General features: G+C 70.0%; 20 protein-coding genes. 10 read left to right on the top strand and 10 right to left on the bottom strand.

All coding sequences use genetic code 11. The features are described 5' to 3' along the window. The first annotated feature begins 112 nt into the window (after positions 1-112). The 3 genes from EV675_RS26300 to EV675_RS26290 all read left to right on the top strand — a co-directional run bounded on the left by EV675_RS26300 (position 113) and on the right by EV675_RS26290 (position 2,657). Positions 113-988 carry an intradiol ring-cleavage dioxygenase gene (locus EV675_RS26300; protein ID WP_130361472.1) on the top strand — a complete coding sequence of 292 codons (876 nt, stop codon included), beginning with the start codon at positions 113-115 and terminating at the stop codon, positions 986-988. Positions 989-1,008: 20 nt separating this feature from the next. Continuing rightward, positions 1,009-1,605 (top strand): nuclear transport factor 2 family protein, encoded by a 597-nt coding sequence (locus EV675_RS26295; protein ID WP_130361470.1) that lies wholly within the window; start codon positions 1,009-1,011, stop codon positions 1,603-1,605. Positions 1,606-1,679: 74 nt separating this feature from the next. After that, positions 1,680-2,657 carry a Bug family tripartite tricarboxylate transporter substrate binding protein gene (locus EV675_RS26290; RefSeq protein ID WP_130361468.1) on the top strand — a complete coding sequence of 326 codons (978 nt, stop codon included), beginning with the start codon at positions 1,680-1,682 and terminating at the stop codon, positions 2,655-2,657. Positions 2,658-2,709: 52 nt separating this feature from the next. Here EV675_RS26290 and EV675_RS26285 read toward each other — a convergent pair whose 3' ends face one another. Further along, a complete protein-coding gene (locus EV675_RS26285) occupies positions 2,710-3,297 on the bottom strand; it encodes a malonic semialdehyde reductase (RefSeq protein WP_130361466.1) in 588 nt (195 codons plus the stop codon). A gap of 131 nt (positions 3,298-3,428) precedes the next feature. Here EV675_RS26285 and EV675_RS26280 point away from each other — a divergent pair, with 131 nt between their 5' ends. Next, positions 3,429-4,343, top strand: a complete 915-nt coding sequence (locus tag EV675_RS26280) for a LysR family transcriptional regulator (RefSeq protein ID WP_130361464.1) — start codon at positions 3,429-3,431, stop codon at positions 4,341-4,343. A 128-nt stretch (positions 4,344-4,471) separates the two neighbouring features. After that, complete coding sequence (locus EV675_RS26275; protein ID WP_207222055.1) at positions 4,472-5,299, top strand: dioxygenase family protein; 828 nt, start codon at positions 4,472-4,474, stop codon at positions 5,297-5,299. 74 nt (positions 5,300-5,373) lie between these two features. Here the strand turns inward: EV675_RS26275 and pcaF are convergent, their stop codons facing one another. From pcaF to xseA, 9 genes are all read right to left on the bottom strand, one after another. Next, positions 5,374-6,579 (bottom strand): 3-oxoadipyl-CoA thiolase, encoded by a 1,206-nt coding sequence (gene pcaF / locus EV675_RS26270; protein ID WP_130361462.1) that lies wholly within the window; start codon positions 6,577-6,579, stop codon positions 5,374-5,376. 30 nt (positions 6,580-6,609) lie between these two features. Next, positions 6,610-7,689: a maleylacetate reductase gene (locus EV675_RS26265; protein ID WP_130361460.1), complete on the bottom strand. Its 1,080-nt coding sequence runs from the start codon at positions 7,687-7,689 to the stop codon at positions 6,610-6,612. A gap of 4 nt (positions 7,690-7,693) precedes the next feature. Then, entirely contained in the window at positions 7,694-8,332 is a 639-nt protein-coding gene (locus tag EV675_RS26260; protein WP_130361458.1) for a 3-oxoacid CoA-transferase subunit B, read from the bottom strand. Positions 8,333-8,343: 11 nt separating this feature from the next. Beyond that, complete coding sequence (locus tag EV675_RS26255; RefSeq protein WP_130361456.1) at positions 8,344-9,033, bottom strand: 3-oxoacid CoA-transferase subunit A; 690 nt, start codon at positions 9,031-9,033, stop codon at positions 8,344-8,346. Between the two features lie 137 nt (positions 9,034-9,170). Further along, complete coding sequence (pbpC, locus tag EV675_RS26250; RefSeq protein ID WP_130361954.1) at positions 9,171-11,543, bottom strand: penicillin-binding protein 1C; 2,373 nt, start codon at positions 11,541-11,543, stop codon at positions 9,171-9,173. Beyond that, entirely contained in the window at positions 11,540-16,669 is a 5,130-nt protein-coding gene (locus EV675_RS26245) for an alpha-2-macroglobulin family protein (protein ID WP_130361454.1), read from the bottom strand. Before EV675_RS26245 ends, pbpC begins: the two co-directional genes overlap by 4 nt. Positions 16,670-16,759: 90 nt before the next feature. After that, positions 16,760-18,178, bottom strand: coding sequence for a chloride channel protein (locus EV675_RS26240; RefSeq protein ID WP_130361452.1), 1,419 nt, complete (start codon positions 18,176-18,178; stop codon positions 16,760-16,762). 91 nt (positions 18,179-18,269) lie between these two features. Further along, complete coding sequence (locus EV675_RS26235) at positions 18,270-18,845, bottom strand: superoxide dismutase (RefSeq protein ID WP_130361450.1); 576 nt, start codon at positions 18,843-18,845, stop codon at positions 18,270-18,272. A 147-nt stretch (positions 18,846-18,992) separates the two neighbouring features. Continuing rightward, positions 18,993-20,360: an exodeoxyribonuclease VII large subunit gene (gene xseA, locus EV675_RS26230; RefSeq protein WP_130361448.1), complete on the bottom strand. Its 1,368-nt coding sequence runs from the start codon at positions 20,358-20,360 to the stop codon at positions 18,993-18,995. A gap of 291 nt (positions 20,361-20,651) precedes the next feature. Here xseA and EV675_RS26225 point away from each other — a divergent pair, with 291 nt between their 5' ends. From EV675_RS26225 to kdsB, 5 genes are read left to right on the top strand one after another with little or no spacing between them, the layout of a single operon-like run. Then, positions 20,652-21,251 (top strand): MotA/TolQ/ExbB proton channel family protein, encoded by a 600-nt coding sequence (locus EV675_RS26225; RefSeq protein ID WP_130361446.1) that lies wholly within the window; start codon positions 20,652-20,654, stop codon positions 21,249-21,251. 19 nt (positions 21,252-21,270) lie between these two features. Continuing rightward, positions 21,271-21,699 (top strand): ExbD/TolR family protein, encoded by a 429-nt coding sequence (locus tag EV675_RS26220; protein ID WP_130361444.1) that lies wholly within the window; start codon positions 21,271-21,273, stop codon positions 21,697-21,699. Beyond that, entirely contained in the window at positions 21,696-22,739 is a 1,044-nt protein-coding gene (gene lpxK, locus EV675_RS26215; RefSeq protein ID WP_130361442.1) for a tetraacyldisaccharide 4'-kinase, read from the top strand. The genes EV675_RS26220 and lpxK overlap by 4 nt, the downstream gene beginning before the upstream one ends. Then, the gene (locus tag EV675_RS26210; RefSeq protein WP_130361440.1) at positions 22,720-22,923 is read left to right on the top strand and encodes a Trm112 family protein; all 204 of its coding nucleotides are present in this window, start codon (positions 22,720-22,722) and stop codon (positions 22,921-22,923) included. The genes lpxK and EV675_RS26210 overlap by 20 nt, the downstream gene beginning before the upstream one ends. Continuing rightward, complete coding sequence (gene kdsB / locus EV675_RS26205; RefSeq protein ID WP_130361438.1) at positions 22,916-23,692, top strand: 3-deoxy-manno-octulosonate cytidylyltransferase; 777 nt, start codon at positions 22,916-22,918, stop codon at positions 23,690-23,692. The genes EV675_RS26210 and kdsB overlap by 8 nt, the downstream gene beginning before the upstream one ends. The last annotated feature ends 6 nt before the right edge of the window (positions 23,693-23,698 follow it).

The raw sequence follows: 23,698 nt of genomic DNA, 5'->3' as shown, positions 1-23,698 counted from the left end.
GTAAAACTCTTTTCCGATTTTTCCATTTCAATCGCTCCCGGCCGCGTCTACAGTAGCCGGCCTGAGCACGCCCACGGCCGGCGGAAGACACAAGCATCCAGGAGACCATGCCTTGCGCAATCTGAACGAAGACACCATCACCCAGGCCGTCCTGGCCCGGCACGCCCAGGCGCCCGACGCCCGCCTCAAGGAGATCATGACCAGCCTCGTGCAACACCTGCACGAATTCGCCCGCGAGGTGAAGCTGACGGAAGCGGAATGGGCCGCCGGCATCGAATTCCTGACCGCCACCGGGCACATCACCGACGACAAGCGCCAGGAGTTCATCCTGCTGTCCGACACGCTGGGCCTGTCGACGCTGGTGACGGCGATGAACCACCGCAAGCCGCCCGCCTGTACGGAAGCGACGGTCTTCGGCCCCTTCTTCGTCGAAGGCGCGCCCGAGTACGCGCTGGGCGAGGACATCGCCAACGGCGCCAAGGGCGATCCGTGCTTCGTGCGCGGCACCGTCCGGGGCGTGGACGGCGCGCCGGTGGGCGGCGCCGAAATGGAAGTCTGGCAGGCGGACGCCGAAGGCTTCTACGACGTGCAGAACCCCGACGACCCCACGCACCGGGGCCGGGGACGCATCCACTCGGCGCCCGACGGCAGCTTCCATTTCCGCTCCATCCTGGCCGAAGCCTATCCGATTCCCCACGACGGCCCGGTCGGCCGCATGCTGGCCGCGCTGGGCCGCCACCCGTGGCGGCCGGCCCACCTGCATTTCATGATACGGGCCGAGGGCTACGAAACACTGGTCACCCACGTGTTCCGCGACGGCGACCAATACCTGGATTCCGACGCGGTGTTCGGCGTGCGTTCGTCGCTGATCGCGCAATGGGTGCGGCACGAGCCCGGCCCCACGCCCGACGGCGGCACCAGCGCACGGCCCTTCTACACCCTGGACTTCGACTTCGTGCTGAACCCGGCATCCGGATCCGCCCCCTGATTTCCCTGACTGGAGGAGACATGTACGACCAAGAAAAACTCGCGATACGCGAACTGGTGGAGAACTGGGCGCTGTGGCGCGACGCGGGCGACTGGGAGCGCTTCGCCACCGTCTGGCACGAGGACGGCCGCATGAACGCCACCTGGTGCCAGGCGTCGGCCACCGAGTTCATCCGGCAGAGCCGGGAAGGCATGGAGCGCGGCGTCAACATCCTGCACTTCCTGGGCGGCACGACCATCGACCGCGAGGGCGACCGTGCCGTCGTCCAGACCAAGATGACCATTTCCCAGCGCGCCACCGTGGACGGCGTGCTGTGCGACGTGGTGTGCACCGGCCGCTTCTACGATTTCCTGGAGAAGCGCGGCGGCCGCTGGGGCATGGTCGAACGCCAGCCCATCTACGAAAAGGACAGGATGGACCCGGTGGACCCGGCCGCCCGCCCGGAACTGGATGCGGCGCTGCTGGCCCGCTTCCCCGAAGGCTATCGCCACCTGGCCTATCTGCAGGTCAAGATAGGCATGGACGTCAAGACCACCATGCCCGGCCTGCATGGCCAGGAAGTCCAGGCGCTGTACGCTCGCGGCAAGGCCTGGCTGGCGGGATCCGCGCGGCCCTGACGCCTCGCGGGCAAGCTTGCCGCCGCCCCTGCGGCGGCGGCAAACCACAATAAGAAGCACACAGGAGACTATCCATGTTCCATACCGACCCGAAACGGCCGGGCGCGCTGCTGTGCGCGCTCGCCATGACCCTGGCCCTGCCCGCGGCCGCCCAGGACTGGCCCAGCCGGCCCGTGCGCATGGTGGTGGGCTTCGCGCCCGGCGGCGGCACCGACATCATCGCCCGGATGGTGGCCCAGCCGCTGGCGGAAATCCTGGGCCAGCCCATCGTGGTGGAGAACAAGCCCGGCGCCGGCGGCACCCTGGCCGCGGGCACGGTGGCGCGCGCCGCCCCGGACGGCCACACGGTATTCGTCATGAACAACGGCCACGCGGTCTCGGCGGCCATCTACCGCAAACTGCCCTTCGATTCGGTCAAGGATTTCGCGCCGGTGTCCATGCTGTGCGCCCAGCCCCTGGTAGTGGCGGCCGGCAAGAGCTTCCCGGCCACCGACATCGCCGGCCTGGTGAAGCTGGCCAGGGCGCAGCCCGGCAAGCTGAACTACGCCAGCGTCGGCATCGGCAGCACCCAGCACTTCGCCGGCGAGCTGCTGCGCCAGGTCAGCGGCATCGACATCGTCCACGTCCCCTACAAGGGCACGCCGAACGCGGTCGCCGCCGTGCTGAGCGGCGAGGTGGAACTGCTGGTGGACGTGGCCTCGCCGCTGCTGGGGCACATACGCGCGGGGGAGCTCAAGCCCCTTGCGGTGACTTCGCCGCGGCGCTATGAAGGCCTGCCCCAGACGCCCACGGCGCTGGAATCGGGCGTGGCGGGCTATGACGTGACGACCTGGTATGGGCTGGCCTTCCCTGCCGGCACGCCCGCCGCCATCGTCGACAAGATGAACCAGGCGGTGCGCCGGGCGCTGGCCGACGAGAACTTCCGCAGGCAGGCGCTGGCGGCGGCCTGCCTGCCGGATGCCTCCACGCCTCAGGCGATGACCAGCCACGTCGGCGCCGAGATCGAGCGGTGGCGCACGGTCATGCAGAAGGCCGGCATCGAACAGCAATAGGCGCGATCCCGACGCCATCGGTCCCGGCTGCCGCCGGGACCGGACGGTGCGATCAAAGCAGCGTGGCGACCTGCTCGAAGGACAGGCGCGGCTGGCGGTCGAACAGCTTGGACGTGTCGCCGTAGCCCAGCGAGCAGATGAAGTTGGCGGTCAGGCGGCCGTCGGGGAAGAACTCGGCATTGACCTTGGCGATGTCGAAGCCGCTCATCGGGCCGCAATCCAGGCCGATGGCGCGGGCGGCGATGATGAAGTAGGCGCCCTGCAGCGTGCCGTTGCGGGCGGCGGTGGCGGCGGCCAGCGCCGCATTGCCCTCGAACATCTCCTTGGCGCCCTCGCGGAACCAGATCTGCGGCATGAACTCGTAGAAGCGCGTGTCGGTGGCGATGATGGCCGTGACCGGCGCGGCCTTGACCTTGTCCACGTTGCCCGGGCTGAGCGCGGGCACGAGCCTTTCCTTCGCTTGCTGCGTGCGCAGGAACACCACGCGCATCGGCTGGCAGTTCATCGAGGTCGGCCCCATTTTCGCAATGTCGTAGACTTGCTTGAGCTGCTCGTCGGACACGGGCTTGTCCAGCCAGCCGTTCTGCGTGCGGGCGGACGTGAACAACTGGTCCAGGGCTTCCTGCGAAATGATGGCCATGAAGAGCTCCGATTGGGCGCAATAGTCGTAAGGTTCGGCATTATAAGTGCGCAGGCCGGACGAAAAACACCGGTATAGCCCCGGCAAACGGAAATCACTTTTGCAATTCTGCTAATAATCGAGGGAGAAGCATGGACCGCTGGCGCGAACTGGAGCTGTTCGTCCACATCGCGGAACTCGGCAGCCTGACGCGCGCAGCCGAAGCCGCCGGCCTGTCGACCGCCGCCGCGAGCCGGCACCTGGCTACGCTGGAACAACGCCTGTCGGCCCGGCTGGTCGAACGCAACACCCGGCGCCTGTACCTGACCGAGGTCGGACAGGAGTTCTACCGGCGCAGCAAGAACATCCTGGGCGAGATGCAGGAGGCCGAGTCCGCCGTCAACGCCACGGTCCTGAACCCCGTGGGCGACCTGCGCGTCACCTCGTCGCTGTCATTCGCGATGCGCCATATCGCGCCGCTGCTGCCCGAGTACAACCGCCGCTTTCCCAACGTGAACGTCCACGTGATCACCGCCAACCGCTACTACGACCTGATCGACAACGGCATCGATCTGGCGGTACGCACGCGCGAATATGAATCCGACTCCAACCTGACCATCCGGCGGCTGGCCGAGACACGGCGCATCCTGGCCGCCTCGCCCGGCTACCTGCACCGCCACGGCACGCCGCGCACCATCGACGAGTTGGCCAGCCACCGGCTGCTGCTCTACACCTACTCCAACCGCTACGACGAACTGCGCTTCTCGCGCGCGGGCGAAGTCCGCGTGCTGCCGGTGAAGGGCGTGCTGGAAGCCAACGACGGCCAGGTGCTGTGCACCGCCGCGCGCGAAGGACTGGGCATCCTGGTCCAGCCCAAGTACATCATCTACGACGACATCGTGGCCGGACGGCTGGTACCGGTGCTGGACGACTGGGACCTGCCGCGCCTGACCATCAACCTGGCCTACCCGCACCGGCAGTACCTGCCGGCCAAGACACGCACGTTCATCGACTTCATGGTGGAACACTTCCGCAAGATGGACTTCGACCGCAAGTGGGCCAACTAGGGCCGGTTGCGTCTGCTTGCGAAACGCTCATGCCGCGGGCCGGCGCGCCGAAGTACCATAGCTGCGCCGCCGCGTGCGGCCTGCGCCCCTCCCCTACGCCCGCCACGGCGACCCGCGATGGACGACACATGACAGAACCGCAACCGGCGCCTGCCCCCACCGAACTGGAACGCGACCTGCTCCGGATGGCCCGCCTGCCGGCCCGCCGCCTCGCGCTGACCCGCATGCTGGGCGCGGGCGCCGCGGCGCTTGGCCTGCCGGGCCTGGCGCGCGCCGGCGATGCCGCGCCCCCGGGCGCCTGCATCGCCCTGCCCGAGGAAACCGCCGGCCCCTACCCGGCCAACGGCGGCGGCCCGGCCAGCAGCTCAGCCAACGTCCTGGCTTCGTCCGGCGTCGTACGCAGCGACCTGCGCGGCAGCTTCGGCGGCCCCACCGGCACGGCCCAGGGCGTACCGCTGCAATTGACGATCAGGCTGGTCGACGCCAGCGCCGGCTGCGCGCCGCTGCCCGGCCGGGCGGTCTATCTGTGGCATTGCACGCGCGACGGCGGCTATTCGCTGTACACCCGCGAACTGCGCGACGAGAACTTCCTGCGCGGCGTGCAGGTGGCCGACGCCCACGGCGAGGTCAGCTTCCAGACCATCTTCCCGGGCTGCTACCCCGGCCGCTATCCGCACCTGCACCTGGAGGTCTACCCCACCGCGGACGGCGCCCCGCGCCATGACCGCAAATACCTGACGTCCCAGCTGGCGCTGCCGCAGGACGCCTGCGGCGCGGTCTACGGCGAGGTCCGCGGCTACGAGTCCAGCCTGCATGCCTACGCGCGCATCAGCCTCGCGAAGGACGGAATCTTCAGCGACAACTCGCCGGCCGAAATCGCCGCGCAGACCGTCTCGATGAAAGGCAGTCCGGAGCAGGGCTACGTCGGCCGCGTGACCGTGGGCATGCTGGGCTGAAACGACGATGCCCCGGGGCTCGCGCCACGGGGCATCGATACCGGGCGCCGCCCGGGCGGCGCCGGTGCCCGGGATCAGACCCGTTCGAGAATGACGGCGATGCCCTGGCCCACGCCGATGCACATCGTGCACAGCGCGTAGCGGCCGCCGGTGCGGTGCAGTTGATTGACCGCCGTCGTGGCCAGCCGGGCGCCGCTGGCGCCCAGCGGATGGCCCAGCGCAATCGCGCCGCCGTTGGGATTAACGCGCGCATCGTCGTCGGCCAGGCCGAGGTCGCGCAACACCGCCAGGCCTTGCGCGGCGAAGGCTTCGTTCAGCTCGATCACGTCGATCTGGTCCAGGCTCAGGCCTGTCAGCGCCAGCACTTTGCGGGTGGCGGGGGCCGGGCCCATGCCCATGATGCGGGGCGGCACGCCGGCGGTGGCCATGCCCACCACGCGGGCGCGCGGCGTCAGGCCGTGGCGGCCCGCCTCGGCCTCGCTGGCCAGCAGCAGCGCGCAGGCGCCGTCGTTCACGCCCGAGGCATTGCCGGCGGTAACCGTGCCGTCGGGGCGGACCACGCCCTTCAGGCGGCCCAGCGCTTCCATGCTGGTCTCGCGCGGATGCTCGTCCTTGGTCACGACGACCGGGTCGCCCTTGCGTTGGGGAATCGTGACGGGGGTGATCTCGGCGTCGAAGACACCGGACTTCTGGGCCGCGGCGGCCTTGGCCTGGCTGGCCAGCGCCATGCGGTCCTGGGCCTCGCGCTCGATCTTGTAGTCGGTGGCGACGTTCTCGGCCGTCTCGGGCATGGAATCCACGCCGTACATCTGTTTCATCAGCTTGTTGACGAAGCGCCAGCCGATGGTGGTGTCATAGATCTGCGCGTTGCGCGAGAACGCCGTCTCGGCCTTGCCCATCACGAACGGGGCGCGGCTCATGCTCTCGACGCCGCCGGCCAGCATCAGGCCGGCCTCGCCCGACTTGATCGCGCGCGCGGCGGTGCCGACCGCGTCCAGGCCCGAGCCGCACAAGCGGTTGACGGTCGACCCCGGCAGTTCCAGCGGCAGGCCGGCCAGCAGCGAGGCCATGTGGGCGACGTTGCGGTTGTCCTCGCCGGCCTGGTTGGCGCAGCCGAAGATGATGTCGGTGACGGCGGCCCAGTCCAGGCGGGGGTTGCGTTCCATCAGGGCCTTGAGCGGGATCGCCGCGAGGTCGTCGGTGCGCACCGATGCCAGGGCGCCGCCGTAGCGGCCGATGGGGGTACGGATCGCGTCGCAGATGAAGGCGTGTGTAGTCATGTTCTGTCTCGAATGGGGGATAAAGCTGTTCTAGGGGTTGCGACTGACGTTGGTGACCGGGCGTACACCCGCCCAGGCGTTCTGCAATAGCGCGCGGATGGCCGAGCGCTCGATGGGACGCGGGTTCCAATAGGGATTGGACACCGCGATGTCGGCGGCACGATCCAGATCGGCCTCCGGCATGCCGAGATCCCGCAGGGCAACGGGGGCGCCGTTGTCGCGGGCAAGGTCGTGGAGCCCCGCCGCCGCGTCCTGGGTACCGATGGCGCGCGCGATGCGCGCCATGGCGTCCGGCACGGCCGGGGCGTTGTAGGCCATCGCATGCGGCAGCACGATGGTATGGCATTCGGCGTGCGGCAGGTTGAAGCTGCCGCCCAGCGTGTGGCAAAGCTTGTGGTGCAGGGCCATGCCGACGTTGCCCAGCACGGTGCCGCACAGCCAGGCGCCATACAGCGCCTGCGAGCGGGCCTCGATGTCGCCGGCCTGGCGCACGATGCCCGGCAGCGCGCGGGCGATGGCCGCCAGCCCTTGCTCGGCCATCAGCGACATGATGGGGTTGCTGTCCTGAGCGTACAGGCCCTCGGCGGCATGCGCCATGGCATTCATCGCGCTGGTGACCGACAGCCCCACCGGCAGTCCCGTCGACAGCTCGGGATCGTAGATCACGGTACGCGGCAGCACGCGCGCGTCCTTGCCCGTCTTTTTCAAACCGCCTTCGGTGATGCCGTAGATCGGCGTCATCTCGGAGCCGGCGTAGGTGGTGGGAATGGCCAGGATGGGCAGCCCGGACTCGAGCGCGATGGCCTTGCCCAGCCCCACCGTGGAGCCGCCGCCGATGGCGACGGCGCAGTCGGCGTCCAGCCGGCGCGCCTCGTCGCGCGCCTGGCGGGCGGCCTCGATGGGCACGTGCATGACCGCCCCGTCGAAGATGCCCGCCGCCTTCGCCCCCAGCAAGGCCGCAACGCGTTCGGCCAACTTGCGCTGGCCCGGCGTGGACAGCACCAGCGCCCGTTGCGCGCCCAGCAGCCCGATCTCCCGCTCCAGGTGCCGCAGGGCGCCCGCGCCGAACACCACGCGGGCGGCGTTGGCGTTGTAGACGAAGGCGTCCATGGGATCAGCCCTTGCGCAGCGGCACGCCGCACAGGCGCTGCAGTTCGTCGAACGACAGCCCGTCGACCACGTCGCTCGCGTAGACCCCTTCCTTGGTGATGTCGAACACGGCCAGGTCGGAATAGACGCGGCTGACGCAGCCGACGCCGGTCAGCGGATACGAGCAGCTTTCCACCAGCTTGCTGGAACCCGTCTTGGTCAGCAGGTCCATCATCACGAACACCTGCTTGGCGCCGATGGCCAGGTCCATCGCGCCGCCCACGGCGGGGATGGCGTCCGGCGCGCCGGTGTGCCAGTTCGCCAGGTCGCCCTTGACCGACACCTGGAAGGCCCCCAGCACGCAGATGTCCAGGTGGCCGCCGCGCATCATCGCGAAGGAATCGGCATGATGGAAATAGGCGGCGCCGGGCAGCGCGGTAACGGGCTGCTTGCCGGCGTTGATCAGGTCCCAGTCCTCGTGGCCCTTCTCGGGCGCGGGACCCATGCCCAGCAGGCCGTTCTCGGTATGCAGCAGGACCTCGCGATCGGCCGGCAGGTGGTTGGCCACCAGGGTGGGCAGGCCGATGCCCAGGTTCACGTAGGCGCCCTCGGGAATGTCGCGCGCCACGCGCTGGGCCATCTGGTCTCGATTCATCTTGTTCATGTGCGTGTTCCTCAGGCGGCCTGTTGGGCGCTGGCTTGGGCCCCGACGGCCACCACGCGCTTGACGAAAATGCCGGGCGTCACGACCGCCTCCGGATCGAGCTCGCCCAGTTCGACGGTTTCGTGCACCTGGGCGATGGCCATCCTGGCCGCGGTCGCCATGATGGGCCCGAAGTTGCGCGCGGTCTTGCGATAGGTCAGGTTGCCCCAGCGATCGCCCTTGTAGGCCGAGATCAGCGCCACGTCGCCGTGGATGGGGTATTCCAGCACGTAGTCGCGGCCGTTGATGTGCCGCGTCTCCTTGCCTTCGGCCAGCAGCGTGCCGAAACCGGTGGGCGTGTAGAAGGCGCCCACGCCCGCGCCGGCGGCGCGGATGCGCTCGGCCAGGTTGCCCTGGGGCACGAGTTCGAGTTCGATCTTCTTGGCGCGATAGAGCTCGTCGAACACGTAGGAGTCGGTCTGGCGCGGGAACGAGCAGATCACCTTGCGCACGCGCCCGGTCTGCAGCAGCGCCGCCAGGCCCGTGTAGCCGTTGCCGGCGTTGTTGTTCACCACCACGAGATCCTTGGCGCCCTGCTCGATCAGCCCGTCGATCAGCGCGTTGGGCAGGCCGGCCGTGCCGAACCCGCCTACCAATATGGTGGAGCCGTCCTTGACGCCGGCCAGCGCTTCGGCCACCGAAGCCACGATTTTGTTGATCATGTATGTCTCCGCACGATGCCTGGCGTCCGGGGGGACGCAGGTGGCGTACCTGATTGCAAAACGGAAAAGTTCTATACGCGAACTATTGTTCGAATATTAAACATCGATTATGCACGAGGGGCAAGAGGCCAGAGTCATCATAAGCCTCCCGCGCCGTCATTCCGAGCCTGTCCCGGCAGCCCGCGCACGGTGACGCGCACACTGTCGTAGCGGCCGCCCTCGTCCATGACGGTGACGGTATGCGCGCCGTTACGGGTGAAACGCAGCGAGACCGGACTGGCGCCATCGGTACGGCGGACCGGCTTGCCATCCAGCATCCACCACAGCGCGCCGTCGCCTCCCAGCACCCGCAGTTGCACGTCGATCCGGTCGCGCCCCGGCACCGGACGCAGGATCGCGCCCGTATCCAGGCCTTCGAGCCGCACGCCGGCGCCCGCGTGCGCGGCCGCCGCACATGCGGGATGCCAGCGCGCCGTCCCGGCTCCCGGCAGCATCCCCGCCTCCGCCCACGGCTGCAAGGCCAGCGGCCAGCGCGCGACCTGCCTGGGCGTGCCCGGCACGCGGCAGCCCGGGTCCGTGCGCATCCCCGAGCGGGGATCGAGCCAGATCGTCTCCACCAGCCCCCCCTGCGTTCCGCGATCGGGCAGCGTGGGCGGCACCGCGTCGTCCAGCGACCAGGCCTGGCGGCGTTGCAGGCACATGCCTTCGGGCGTGCTGTCGGCCCGCAGCCCCAGCGGCCAGCAGACGGACTGCGGGCGCACCGATGCGGGCGGCACGCGGGGAACGGGCGAGGCCGCCGGCAGCGCCGCCACCAGGTCCTGCAGCAGCGGCGCGGCGACGTTGGCGCCGAAGAATCCGGGATTGGGCGTGCCGTCGGGCCGGCCCACCCAGACACCCAGCGTCCAGGCATCGGTCACGCCCACGGCCCAGGCATCGCGAAAGCCGAAGCTCGTGCCGGTCTTCCAGGCCAGCCCCCGGCCGCCGGCATAGAACGGCCGGTCGGGCCGGCCGCCGCTCTCCAGGATGTCGCGCACGATGAAGGCCGCGCCCTCGCTCATGATGCGGGACTCGACGCGCGGCTCGTCGGCGGTCAGCCGCACGCGGCCGGCCATGCCGCCGCGGGCCAGCGCGCGATAGGCCCCCACCAGCTCTTCCAGCGTGGTGCCGGCCCCGCCCAGGATCAGGCTCAGGTTCGGGGCCGCGCCCGCCGGGATGCGCAGGCGCAGGCCGCCCGCGCGCAGCGCCGACGCGAAGCGCGCCGGGCCGATGCGATCGAGCAGGTCGACCGCGGGCACGTTGAGCGAACGCTGCAAGGCCTCGGACACGCTGACCGCACCCGAAAAGGACGCCTGGAAATTGCCCGGCCGGTAGCCGCCGAAGGTCTGCGGCGCATCGACCAGCAGGCTCTCGGAATGGATCATGCCCTCGTCCAGCGCCATCGCGTACAGGAAGGGCTTGAGCGTGGAACCCGGCGAGCGCACGCCTCGGACCATGTCCACATGCGCCGCCCGGCGGGCGTCGGAGAAATCGGCCGACCCCGCGTAGACGCGCGCCTCCAGGCTGTCGTTGTCCATCACCAGCACGGCCATGGACACCTTGGGCGGCAGCGTGTCCACACGGTCGAGCAACATGTCCTCGACGATGGACTGCCATTCGGCATCCAGGGTCGATCGGACCACGCGGCGGGAAGCGGCGGCCCCCTGCTGCGACCGCTGCCGCAGGCGTTCGGCGGCCAGCGGCGCCAGCCAGTGACCGCGCAGCGGCTGTGCGATCACGCGTTCGATGCGCGCATCCTCGGCCACCTCGGCGCTCCAGCGGCCGCGTTCGACCAGGCGGGCGAGCACCTTGTCGCGCGCGGCCCGGGCCGCCTCGGGCGCACGGTCGGGGCGCAGCCGGGACGGGGCCTGCGGCAACGCCGTCAGCAGCGCGGCCTCGGCATGGCTCAACTGGCGCGACGGTTTGCCCAGATAGGCGCGGCTGGCCATCTCCACGCCTTCCACGATGCCGCCCATGGGGGCGTGGTTCAGATACAGGGTCAGGATGTCGCGCTTGGACAGATGCCATTCCAGTTGCGCCGCCCGCGCCATCTGGCGCAGCTTGGCGCCCATGCTGCGCGGCGCGCCGCGCAGCGCCGGATCGATCATGCGCGCCACCTGCATGGTCAGGGTCGAACCGCCCGAGACGATGCGGCCCGAGCTCGCCCACTGCCAGGCGGCGCGCGCCATGGCGTAGGGATTGATGCCCCAGTGCCAGTGGAACCAGCGGTCCTCGTAGGTCAGCAGCGCCTGAAGATAGAGCGGGGACACATCCTCGGGCGAGACGGGGTAGCGCCAGATGCCGTCCTCGCTCGGATACGCGCGCAAGGGGCTGCCGTCGGCCGACGTGACCACCAGGCCGCCATCGGCCGGCCGGAAGGCCTGGGCCGGCAGCGGATGCGTCCGGTCCGCCACCCACAGCGCCCCCAGCCCGATGGCACCCGCCGCCGCCGCGGCGACCCAGCGCCGCCTCAGCGCGCGCCTCCGCGCGGGTCGTTGACCACCAACGGACCGGAAGACGCGCCCACCGCCCGGATCTCGGGACGGTACATGTCCTCGACCACCGGCGCCGGCACGACGAAGCGGCCCGGCGTGACCACCCGCACGCGGTAGAACACGGTGACCGGACCCTGTATGCCCACGGCCGCGACATAGCGGTCGTCGCGATACTCGCGATGCTTGATGCGCGTATCGTTCAGCGCCTCGGACACCTGCACGCCGCCGACCTTCCAGTCCGCCATGTCCGGCCCCTGGCTGAGGTTCATGTTCTCGACCTCGAACCCCGCCGGCACCCGGTCCACCACCAGCGCATCCTCGATGCGGCGGCTCGAGGCGACGTCCAGCTTGACGATCAGCATCTCGCCGGTCTGCAGCGGGCGCCCGTTCCAGGGCCGCCCGTCCGACTCGTACCAGCTGCGCGCGATCGTGACGCCCGAGGCGCTCGGCGCCTCGGCCTGGCGCGGGTAGCCCTGCACGTCCACCTCGACGAACAGCGGGTCGGCCTGCGTGTTGACGATGTCCACGCCGCCGGCCAACTGCGCCGCCGTGAAGCTGCGCGCCTCGGTGTCGCGCGAACTGAGCTGCTGCTCGCCCTGGGCCGTGCGCAGCGTCGCCGTCCATTGCGCCCCGGCCACGCCGCCCGCCGCCCGCGCGGCCAGGAACAGCGCCAGCTGCTCCTGGGTGGACAGGTAGCTGCGGCTGCCCAGGCGGCCGGCCACGTCGCCCAGCAGGGTCTCTCGCCGCGGATGGTCGATCTGGTGCTGCATCATCAGCGCATAGGACATCGCGTAGTCGCGCAGCGCCGAGCCGTAGTCGCCCAGCCACTCGCCGTAGCCGCCGTAGCGATTGGCGTCGATGCCGTAGCCGCGCGCCATCGCCTCGTCGAAGGCCGCGCGCGCGCGCGTCTCGTCGCCCATCAGTTTCAGGGCGATGCCCAGGTGCACCAGGGGCAGCGGCGAGCGCGAGCGGTCGCGATAGTTGTCGTACAGCACCCGCAGCGTGGACAGCGGCGCCTTCTGCTCGCGCGCCAGCACGTAGGCCGCGTTGGCCAGCTCGGCGAAGCGGCGGTGGCTGTCGCGCAGCAGGTTGTAGTCGTTGTCGCGCAGCCGCTGGCCGGAGCCGGCGGCAAGCTGGGCCAGCAGGTTCTGCGGCAGGCTGGGGAAGTTGGCGGACGATTGCTGCAACTGGGCCAGCAGCCAGTCGGAGGCGCGGCGCGACACCAGGTCGGGCACGTTGAAGCCGGCCGTGCGCGCATCCTGCAGGAAGCTGGCCACATAGGCCGACAGCCAGATCTCCTGGGCGCCGTCGCCCCACAGGGCGAAGCCGCCGCCGGCCTTCTGCATGCCGGCGATGCGGCCGACCGCGCCTTCGATCATGCGTTCGCGCTCGGCCCGCGTGCGTGGCGTCAGCCCCCAGGCGCGCGCCTCGTCCTCGCCGATGAACACGTGCGGATAGGCCGCGCTGGCGGTCTGCTCCAGGCACCCATAGGGATAGTCCAGCAGCCCCTGCACCAGGCGCTTCACGTTGAACGGCGGCTTGTTGGAAATCGCCACGCTGGCGCTGGCCGAATCCGGATACAGTTTGGCGATCCAGCTGGACTCCAGTTTCAGGCTCTCGCCCTGCCCCAGCCTGACGCGGCGCACGTCGCGCGTCGCCGCGACCGGCGGCTGGACCTGCAACAGCGACTCGCGCACGATGCGGATCGGATTCGCGCCGCCCTGGCCGTCGACCGTCAGCCGCAGCCGGCCCAGCCCGTAGGCGCCCGTGGCTTCGGCCACGAAGCGCAGGGTGGCGCGCTGCTGGTTGGCCAGGTTCACGCTTTGCGAACCGCCCCGTATCCGCACGGGGTCCAGGCCTTCCAGGTTCACCGTCAGCGTCTGCGGCGCGCCGCTCAGGTTGGTCACGTCCAGAGCGATCGCGGCCTCGTCGCCCGGGCTGATGAAGCGCGGCGTCGACAGTTCGGCCACCACCGGCGCGGCCACCACCATCTCGGCCTGCGCGTTGCCGAAGCGATCGGGCGTGAAGGCCGAGGCCATCAGGCGCAGCGTGCCGTTGAAATCGGGCAGGTCGAGCGGAATCTGCGCCTCGCCCTGCTCGTCCAGCCGCACCGGGCCGCTGAACAGGTCCACCAGCCGCACCTTCACCGGCATGCTGCGGGTATCGCGCATCGCGGCGTCCCCGCCCCATTTCAGCTTGCCCTGCGTACCCTCCATCTTCTCGATCAGCTTGCCGTACAGGTCCAGCAGCTCCGGCGCGTAGCGATGCTTGCCGAAGAAGAAGTCGAAGGGATCGGGCGTGGCGTAGCGCGTGATGTTCAGGATGCCCACGTCGACCGCGGACAGCGTCACGTACGCCTGCTGGCCCTGCCCCGCGTTGCCCACCTTGACCTTCACGGTGGTCCGTTTCTCGGGCAGCACCTTGGGCGGGGCGGCCAGTTCCACCGCCAGCCTGCGGTCGTCGCGGGACAGCGGCAGATAGACCAGGCCCAGCGCGCGCGCCGGCGTGACGCGATCGCCCTGGCTGCCGGGCCGGAACACGGTGACCGACACGTACAGGTCGTGGCGGCTCCAGTCCTTGCCGATGGGAATCTCGACCGTGGACCCCGAAGCCTTCACGCTGGTGCGCTGGCTCCACAGCATGGTGCCGCCCTCGACCGCGATCAGCGCCTCGCCGTCGTGGGGCGGCGTGATCGACAGCTTGACCGTCTCGCCCTCGCGCACCGGCGCGTGGTCCAGCTTGAGCTGCACCCGGTCCGGCCGGTTGCCCATTTCCTCGGCATCCTGCGCGCCCCAGCCCGCATAGAAGCGGTAGCGCAGCGTGTCGCCGCTTTCCGGATCGCTCAGCTCCAGCCGGTAGCGGCCCCACTTGACCGGCACGCCGAACTTCACGCGATCGGGCAGCGCCAGCACGCGCGACTCGACCAGTTCCTCGGTCTCGGTGAATCCGCTGTTCCAGCCGCGCTGGTCGTCGAAGCGCCAGTAGTACACCCGCTCCTCGCGGTACACGCGCAACTGCGCCTGCTTGAGCGGTACGACCTTGCCCTGCGGACCCGCGCGCACCGCCTCGAACTCGGCCATCGTCCCTTCGCGCGCGACATCGCGGTCGAACAGCGGACGCACGCCGATCAAGGCCGGCGCCGGCCAGACGCTGCGCTCGATGGAACGCACGACGGGACGGCCGCCCGACTCCAGCAGGCTGAAGCTGGCTTTCACCTTCATGGGCGAGGCGGTGCCGGACACGTCCACCGGCACGGCAACCGCCGCCGCGCCCTTGTCGTCCAGCGTGGTTTCGTCCAGATCGCGCCGCTGCTTGCGGTCGTCGTCGGCGAAATCGCCGAACAGGAAGCCCGGCCATTGCTGCGGCAGCGCATAGCGGTCGCGGTCGATGGATACCGTGCCCAGCAGCCGGTTGCCGGCCGCGGGCGCGCCGTACAGGTAGTCGCCCTGCACCTTCACGTTCAGGGGCCGGCCGGCCTCCAGCACGCCTTCGCGCGATTTCAGGTCCAGCTTCATGCGCTCGGGCAGGAACTCTTCCACCTGGAACTTCCACGAGGCATCGGCCGAGCGGGCCGCCGGGTCCAGGCGCGTCTCCAGCAGCCAGGTACCCGTCTGCGCGTCGGCCGGCAGCTCGATGGCCTGGCGGACATAGCCCGGCACCTGCGCATCGGGCCGCCACAAGGCGGTGCGCACGGTACGGCCGTCGGGCCGCTTCAGCGTGGCCGTGACCGGCGCGGCCTGCACCGCCCGTCCGTCGGCGTCCCGCGCCAGCACGGAAACGTCGAAGCGCTCGCCCGGCCGGTAGAGATCGCGGCCGGCATAGACGAACAGCTTGTTGTCGCGGGACGGATAGCCGCCCACGTCGAATTCGGACAAATCCAGCGCCGGCTCGGCCAGCGCCACCACCGACAGTTCCGCCCCCCGGCGCGCCATCAGGATGCGCGCGGCCTCGAAGCTGCCGGCGAACACGGCGCGCCCCTGCCCATCGGCCTTGGCGCGCCCCAGCGACTTCGCGTTCGCGTCCAGCAGCTCGAACTCGACGTCGTCCATCGCCTTGCCGCTCTTGAGCGAGGTCGCGAACGCGTCGAGCTGGCCGGCGTAGCGCCGCGTGTGCAGGCCGATGTCGCTGACGTAGAAATAGGTGACCTGGTATTCGTCGCGGAAACGGCCGGGCTGGCTCATCACGGCGACGTAGATGCCGGGGTCCTTCAGTTCCTTGATGCCCTCGACCGGCAGGAAGGTGACGTGGCGGCGATTGGCCTTGTCGTCGGTCAGGAAGCGGCCGGCGTAGACGCTGCGCGTCACGTCCTTCAGGCGATCCAGGTCCCAGCTTCCCACCGTGCCCTTCAGGCTGCGGTTGCCGCTGTAGCGCCACTCGTCGTCTTCGTCGTCATTGGCCTCCTCGGCATCCGGATCGGTCTTGGCGACGGGCCGGCGCACGCCCAGCACCTGCTCGAAGAACCGGGGGAACTGCGCCGGGTCGATGCGCAGGAACTGGACGTCGACCTCGGGCGTATTGACCGTGACCACCGGCAGCCCGCCGTTCTGGCCCGCGGGCAGCACCACGCCGCGGCTGGCGAAATAGAAGGACGGCGGCATGGCCTCGCTGGCCACTTCGCAGCCGAAGGCCTCTGGCAGCGCCTGCCCGCCCGCGCCCTTGACGGACTCGGGCACCGCGATCGCATAGCGGCGGTTCGGCTGGATGTAGGGGAAGTAGGCGACGCGCGGGTTGTCGCCCAGCGACCAGTCGCCCGCCACCGGCTTGCCTTCCGGCAGGGCCTGGCCGGGCTGCGGCTTGCCCAGGGTCTTGGCCGCCTCGTCATCGCCGGAAGCGGCGCCCAGGTCCACCACCTGCAGCAGCTTGCCCAGCGACTGGCGGCGATCGAGCGGCTGCGAGAACGTCACGGCCAGCGCCAGCGACTCGTCGAACAGGCGCGTCCGGCATTCGAGCAACGTGAAGGGATCGGCACTGCCGACCAGCTCGGAAGCGGGCGGCTCGCCCCCTCCGCCGCCGGACTGCTTGCCCGCCCACCATGCGCCGCCCACCGCCGCGGCCAGCAATACCACGCCCGCGGCCCAGGCGGCCGCCTTTTTCCTGTCTGCCATGAAATCCCCCGGACACGCCTTCGTGCGTGCTTTCCGTAGCGCTATTAGAGGGTGAGAGCCCGCCTATTGTGAAGCATGGACTTCACAAAATTACATTTGGGCACCACTTGGCGGCGCGGCGCTTGCCGGGCCGGCGGATGGCCGATGATGAGGGTGCATGACTTCCTTGTGAAAGCGCAGCGCCATCGCGTGGTAGAACGGCCGCGGGCAGAACTGCCGGGACACCAGCGACGCGATCAGCGTGGCCATCAGCAGGTGGAACATCAGGTCCTGGCTGCGCGTCATCTCCATGACGATCACGCTGGCCGTGATGGGCGCCTGGGTGGCCGCCGCCAGGAAAGCCGCCATCGACACCAGCGCCAGCGTGCGCGGATCGGCGGCGGGTCCGGCCAGTTGCACGATGTGTTCGCCCATGCCGGCGCCTATGGCCAGGGACGGCGTGAAGATGCCGCCGGGAATGCCGCACACGTACGAGGCCACGGTCGCCACCCACTTGGCGATCCCGAACCAGGCGCTCTCGACGGGATGGCCGTTCAGCAGGGCGGCGGTCTGTTCATAGCCGGTACCGTAGGTCGCGCCTCCCGTCAGGCAGCCCAGCACCGCCACGACCAGGCCGCACAGGAAGGCCACCCGCACCGGATGGCGCTGCAGCCAGGGACGCCAGCGCGCGGGGGCCAGCCCCGTCACGCCGCGCACCATCGTGGCGGCGAACAGGCCGCCCACGGCGCCGTTCAGCACGCCGCTGGCCAGGGTCCAGCCCCACGATCCCTGGACGAACCCGGCCGCCGCCGCGGCATGGAAGTAGGGATTGTTGCCGGCGATGGCCAGCGCGATGAAACCCGACGCCAACACGCCGGACAACGCCAGGCGGTTCCAGCGCACGGCGGCGCCCCGCCCCAGTTCCTCGATGGCGAACACCACGCCGGCCAGCGGCGTGTTGAATGCCGCGGCCAGGCCGCCGGCGGCGCCTGCGGCGATCAATTCGTTCGCCCGGAACTCCAGCTTGACGCCTATCCGCTCCTGCCAGAACCGGCCCCAGGCCAGCATGGCCGCCGCGCCCACCTGCACCGAGGGCCCTTCGCGCCCCACCGAAGCGCCGGCCAGCAGCGCCGCCGCGGTCAGTGGAATCTTCCAGAGCGCCTGCCGCAGCGACACCAGCCCCGAGGAGGCGATGGGCGCCGGGATGGCGGTGGCCGCGATGACCTGGGGAATGCCGCTGCCCCGCGCCATCGGCGCGAGCCGCAAGGTCAGCCAGCGCAGGCCCGCCATCGCCAGCGGGATGACCGCCAGCGCGGCCCACGGCGCGGCCGAGGTCCAGTGGCGATTCCACTCCAGCGCGATCTCGGCCAGCCAGGCGAACGCCAGCGACAGCAAGGCCACCACCGCCGCCCCGCACAGGACGAGCGCGTAGCGGAAGGTCTTGCGCGATACCCGCAGGACTTGCCGTCCCTTGCGCCGCACGGTGATGGAGGCCTGGTCGCGCCAGGGCACTGAGCGTCGAGCTTTCATGTAAAAACAATGAAAAACGCGCGCTGTGCATTCAAGCCTGAGCTTGCGACAGCGCGCGTCATGCGGCGGCCCCGCGGGGCCGCGGCGGGAATCAGCCCAGGTTCTTGGCCACGAATTCCCAGTTCACGATGCCCCAGAAGCTCTCGAGGTACTTCGGACGGGCATTGCGGTAGTCGATGTAGTAGGCGTGTTCCCAAACGTCACAGGTCAGCAGCGGCACGTCGCCGGTGGTGAGCGGGTTGCCCGCCGCGCCGGTGTTGACGATGTCGATCGAACCGTCGGCCTTCTTGACCAGCCAGGTCCAGCCCGAACCGAAGTTGGCGGCGGCCTGCTTGTTGAAGGTGTCCTTGAACGCGTCGAAGCTGCCCCACTTGGCATTGATGGCGTCGGCCAGCTTGCCGGCGGGCGGCGTGCTCTTGGGCGTCAGGCAGTTCCAGTAGAAGGAGTGGTTCCAGTGCTGGGCGGCGTTGTTGTAGATGCCGCCGGACGACTTCTTGACGATGTCCTCGAGCGAGGCGTTCTCGAATTCGGTGCCCTTGATGAGGTTGTTCAGATTGGTGACGTAGGTCTGGTGGTGCTTGCCGTGGTGGTACTCCAGCGTTTCCTTGGAGATGGTGGGGGCCAAGGCGTCCTGGGGATACGGCAATTGCGGAAGAGTATGTTCCATCTGAGCTCCTGCTTATGGTTGGGAGGTTTGCGGGGGCATTTTATCGGCAAGTATGCCGCTTGGCCCGGAAGTCCCCGCGTTACGCAAGGTTAACGCGCCGGGGCGACGCAGTCATGTCAGCCCTGGCGGCCGCGCGGATTCGGGCCGTCACACCAACCCGCGGTCGGCTTCGACCGCCGTCACCGAGGCCTGGGCCGCGCCCTCGGCGAAGCAAAGGTCGATCCGGGCGCCGGCCTGCAAGCTGCGTGCCTGACGCACGATGCCGCCCTGCTCGTCGCGCACGATGGCATAGCCGCGCGCCAGCGTCTGCTCGGGCCCGAGCGCGCGCAGGTGCGCGGCATGCGAGGCCAGTTGTTGTTGCAGCCGGGCGAGCCGGTACGACTGGCACTGCCGCACGCGCCGCGCCAGGTCGTCCACGCGCGCCGACAGCCGCGTGGGATCGGGCAACTGGGCGATCAGCCGCTGTCGCAACAGGCCGACCTCGGCCTCGCGGTCGCGCTGGGCGCCGGCCCACGCCGCCTCCAGCCCGCGCACCAGCGCGGCCAGCCGCTCCTGCTGCCGCGCCAGGCGTTCGCGCGGAGAGATCAGTTGCGCCGCCGCGCGGTCGAGCCGCTGCCCGGCCTGCTCGACACGGCGCCGCTGCGCCCGCCGCAGGTCCTGCGCCGCCTGGCGCAGGCGCGCCAGCCACTGCTCGCGCGGCAGGCCCGCCAACTCGGCGGCCGCCGTGGGCGTGGGCGCCCGCAGGTCGGCGGCGAAATCGGCGATGGTGAAGTCGGTCTCGTGGCCGACGCCGCTGATGACCGGAATCGCGCTGGCGACGATGGCCCGCGCCAGTCCTTCATGGTTGAACGCCCACAGGTCCTCGATGCTGCCGCCGCCCCGCACCAGCAGCAGGGTATCGACCTCGGCGCGCCGGTTCGCCAGCACGATGGCCTGCGCCAGCCTGGGGCCGGCCTCGTCCCCCTGGACCGGCGCCGGGTAGATCACCACCCTGGCGTGCGGCACCCGCCGCGCCAGCGCCGTCAGCACGTCGCGCAGCGCCGCCGCCTGCAGCGACGTGACGATGCCCAGCGCGCGCGGCACGGCCGCCGGCGTGCGCTTGCGGGCCGGATCGAACAAGCCTTCGGCCGACAGTTTTTCCTTCAGCCGCAGGAAGGCTTCGAACAGGTCGCCCTGGCCGGCCCGGCGCATGGCCTCGACCTGCAACTGGTAGTCGCCGCGCGGTTCGTACAGCGACACCCGGGCGCGGACCTCGATGCGGTCGCCTTCCCTGGGCGTGAAGCCCACCAGCATGGCGCGCCCGCGAAACATCACGCCGCGCGCGGCGGCGCCGCCGTCCTTGAGCGTGAAATACCAATGGCCGGAAGCCGCCGCGGTGAAGTTCGACACCTCGCCCCGCACCCATACCAGCGGAATGTTGCGCTCCAACAAGCCCGCCACCGCGCGGTTTAGCTGGGAGATAGTCAGTATCCCCCGCGAAAAATCGTCATGTGCGGACGCAAAACCAGAATTCATGAGGGTTTCCAGGCAAGAAGCTTTCCACAGGCTTGAAAACTATGGTTGTCAAGTAATTTCTCTGTCACAGACGGTGTAATTTTCTTATAAGCCATTGATTTGATTGATTTTTTGGCTTCACCAGCCACTGAATCAAAAGCGGGCATCCTAGCAAGAACCGCATATTTCGTGGCCCCGGGCCAAGTTACACACATAATTATCCACAGATTCTGTGGATACTTTCCGGATGGCGACTTGCCCTCGTCCGCCCACGCCCGTACATTCTCGCCTTCATCGAAAAGGAGAGGTTTCTTGCTCGCCATCGTCCGCGAGGCCGGCTGGCCCATCTGGCCGCTGATCGCCACTTCGTTCATCGCGCTGACGCTCATCGTCGAACGCCTGCTTGCCCTGCGCCGTAGCAGGATCGCCCCGCCCAGGTTGCTGGAAGACGTCCTGGCCCTGGTGCAGAAACGGCGCGTCACTCCCGAAATCGTGGCCCGACTGGAAGCCGATTCGCCGCTGGGCCGCATCCTGGCCACCGGGCTGCGCAACGCCCACCGCTCGCGCCCCGCGCTCAAGGATGCGCTCGAGCAATCGGGCGAGACCGTCGCGCACAACCTGAACCGCTACGTCGGCGCGATCGGCACCATCGCGGCGGTGGCGCCGCTGATGGGCCTGTTCGGCACCGTGGTCGGCATGATCGAGATCTTCGGCTCGTACGCGCCGGCCGGCAGCGACCCCGCGCAACTGGCGCACGGCATCTCGGTGGCACTGTACAACACGGGGCTGGGCATCTTCATCGCCATTCCCGCCATGATCTTCTACCGCTATTTCCGCGCCCGCATCAACGACAGCCTGCACGACCTGGAACGGGCCGCCACCCGCCTGGCCGACAGCCTGCAAGCCGAGTGATGCCGCCCGGCGCCCAGCCATGAACTTCCGCCGCCACCTCGAGACCGACGAACCCGACATCAACCTGATCCCGCTGATCGACGTCCTGCTGGTCATCCTGATCTTCCTGGCCGCCAGCACGTCCTTTTCGCGCTTCAGCCAGTTGTCCGTGCGCCTGCCCGACGCCACCGCCCAGTCCGCCGAAGCGGCCACGGGCCTGACCGTCACGGTCGCGGCCGACGGCCGCTACGCGCTCAACGGCAAGGCGCTGCCCGTCGCCGACGCCGACCAGTTGTCCGAGGCGCTGCGCAAGGCGGCGGCCGGGCGCGACGACCCCTCGCTGGTGATCGACGCGGACGCCGCAGCCACCCACCAGGCCGTGGTGCGGGCCATGGAGGCGGCGGGACGGGCCGGCATCTCGCGCATAGGATTCACCACGCAGGCCGCGCCCGCGGGATCGGGCAGATGAAGCCCGGCCCCGCCCTGCGCACCGTGCTGCAACGCCAGTGGCAGACGGGCGGATGGCTGTCGTGGCTGCTTGCTCCCCTGTCCCTGCTGGCCGCCCTGGCCGTCGCCGCCAAGCGCCTCGCCTACCGCGCGGGCTGGCGGCGGACCGAGCGCGTGGGCGTGCCGGTGGTCGTGGTCGGCAACGTCTATGTCGGCGGCACCGGCAAGACCCCCTTCATCGTGGCCGCGGCTCGCGCCCTGCGGGCACGCGGCCATCGTCCCGGCGTGATCAGCCGCGGCTACGGCGTGCGGGTCGGCCCCGCCGCCCGCGTGGGCTGCGGCCGGCTGGACCCCGCGGACTTCGGCGACGAACCGGCCCTGATCGCGCACCAGGCCGACGTCCCGGTGGCGGTCCATCCCCGCCGCGCCGACGCCGCCCGCGCGCTGCTGGCGGCGCATCCCCACGTGGACGTGATCCTGTCCGACGACGGCCTGCAGCACCTGGCGCTGGCCCGCGACGTGGAAATCGTGGTGCAGGACGAACGCGGCGTCGGCAACGGCCGGCTGCTGCCCGCCGGCCCGCTGCGCGAGCCGGCCTCGCGCCTGCGCGGCGTGGACGCGATCGTCACCAATCGCAGCGGCGGCGGGTCCGGCGCCGTGCCCTCCGCTCCGGCCGGCGTGCGCGCGGTGGACATGGATCTCGTCATCGACGGCGCCTGGCGCCTGGCCGACGGCAAGCGCCTGCCACTGGCGGAGCTGGGCTCGATGCCCCGCATCGCCGCCGTGGCGGGCATCGGCAACCCCGAGCGCTTCTTCGCCACGCTGCGCCGCGCCGGCATCCGGCTGGACACCACGCTGGGCCTGCCCGACCACTACGATTACGCCCACCCACCGTTCGCCGCGATCGAGGCCGATATCATCCTCGTCACCGACAAGGACGCCGTAAAATGTCCGGCGGTGGACGACCCGCGCGTGTGGGCCGTCACGGTTTCGGCGCATTTGTCCGACCCCGCGTTCTTCGATTGGCTGGAAACCCGACTCCATGGACATACGCCTGCTTGACATCCTGGTCTGCCCGCTCTGCAAGGGCCAGCTGCGCCACGACCGCGCCGCGCACCTGCTGGGCTGCCGCACCGACCGCCTGAGCTTTCCCATCCGCGACGGCATTCCGGTCATGCTCGAATCCGAGGCCCAGCCGTGGCAGGACGAGACCGAGGCCCCGGCCGCCGAGACGCCCCATGCCTGATCCGGCCGACTTCACCGCCATCATCCCGGCGCGCGCCGCTTCCACGCGCCTGCCCGGCAAGATGCTGGCGGACATCGGCGGCGTCCCCATGATCGTCCGCGTCGCGCGGCAGGCGCGGGCCAGCGGCGCATCGCGCATCCTGGTGGCGACCGACGACGCCGCCATCCGCGACGCGGTCCGCGCCCACGGCTTCGACAGCCTGATGACCCGCGCCGACCACCCGACCGGCACCGACCGGCTGGCCGAGGCCTGCGACGCGCTCGAACTCGACGACACGCAGATCGTGGTCAACATCCAGGGCGACGAACCCCTGATCGACCCGGCGCTGGTCGCCCACGTGGCCCAGACGCTGGACCGCCACAGCGCGGCCGCCATCGCCACCGCGGCGCATCCCATCGACACCGCCGACGAACTGTTCAACCCCAACTTCGTGAAGGTCGTCTGCGGCGCCGACGGCCATGCCCTGTATTTCTCGCGCGCGCCCATCCCCTGGGCCCGCGATGCGCTGGCCGGCGGCGAGCGCGTGTTCGCGCCCGGCCTGCCCGCCCTGCGCCACATCGGGCTCTACGCCTACCGCGTCGGCTTCCTGCGCCGCTTTCCCACGCTGCCCCAGGGCCGCCTGGAACGCTGGGAGTCGCTCGAGCAGTTGCGCGCGCTCGAGCACGGCTACGCCATCCAGGTCCACGTCACGCCGCAGGCCCCCGCGCCCGGCGTCGACACGGCCGCCGATCTCGAATTCGTGCGGCGGCTGGTGGAAGCCCAAGGCTGATTTGAC

The organism is Pigmentiphaga kullae (assembly GCF_004216695.1).
Taxonomy (GTDB): Bacteria; Pseudomonadota; Gammaproteobacteria; order Burkholderiales; family Burkholderiaceae_B; genus Pigmentiphaga; species Pigmentiphaga kullae.
Note: the sequence above shows the minus strand (reverse complement) of the source record. Positions and strands in the feature narration are given on the sequence as shown.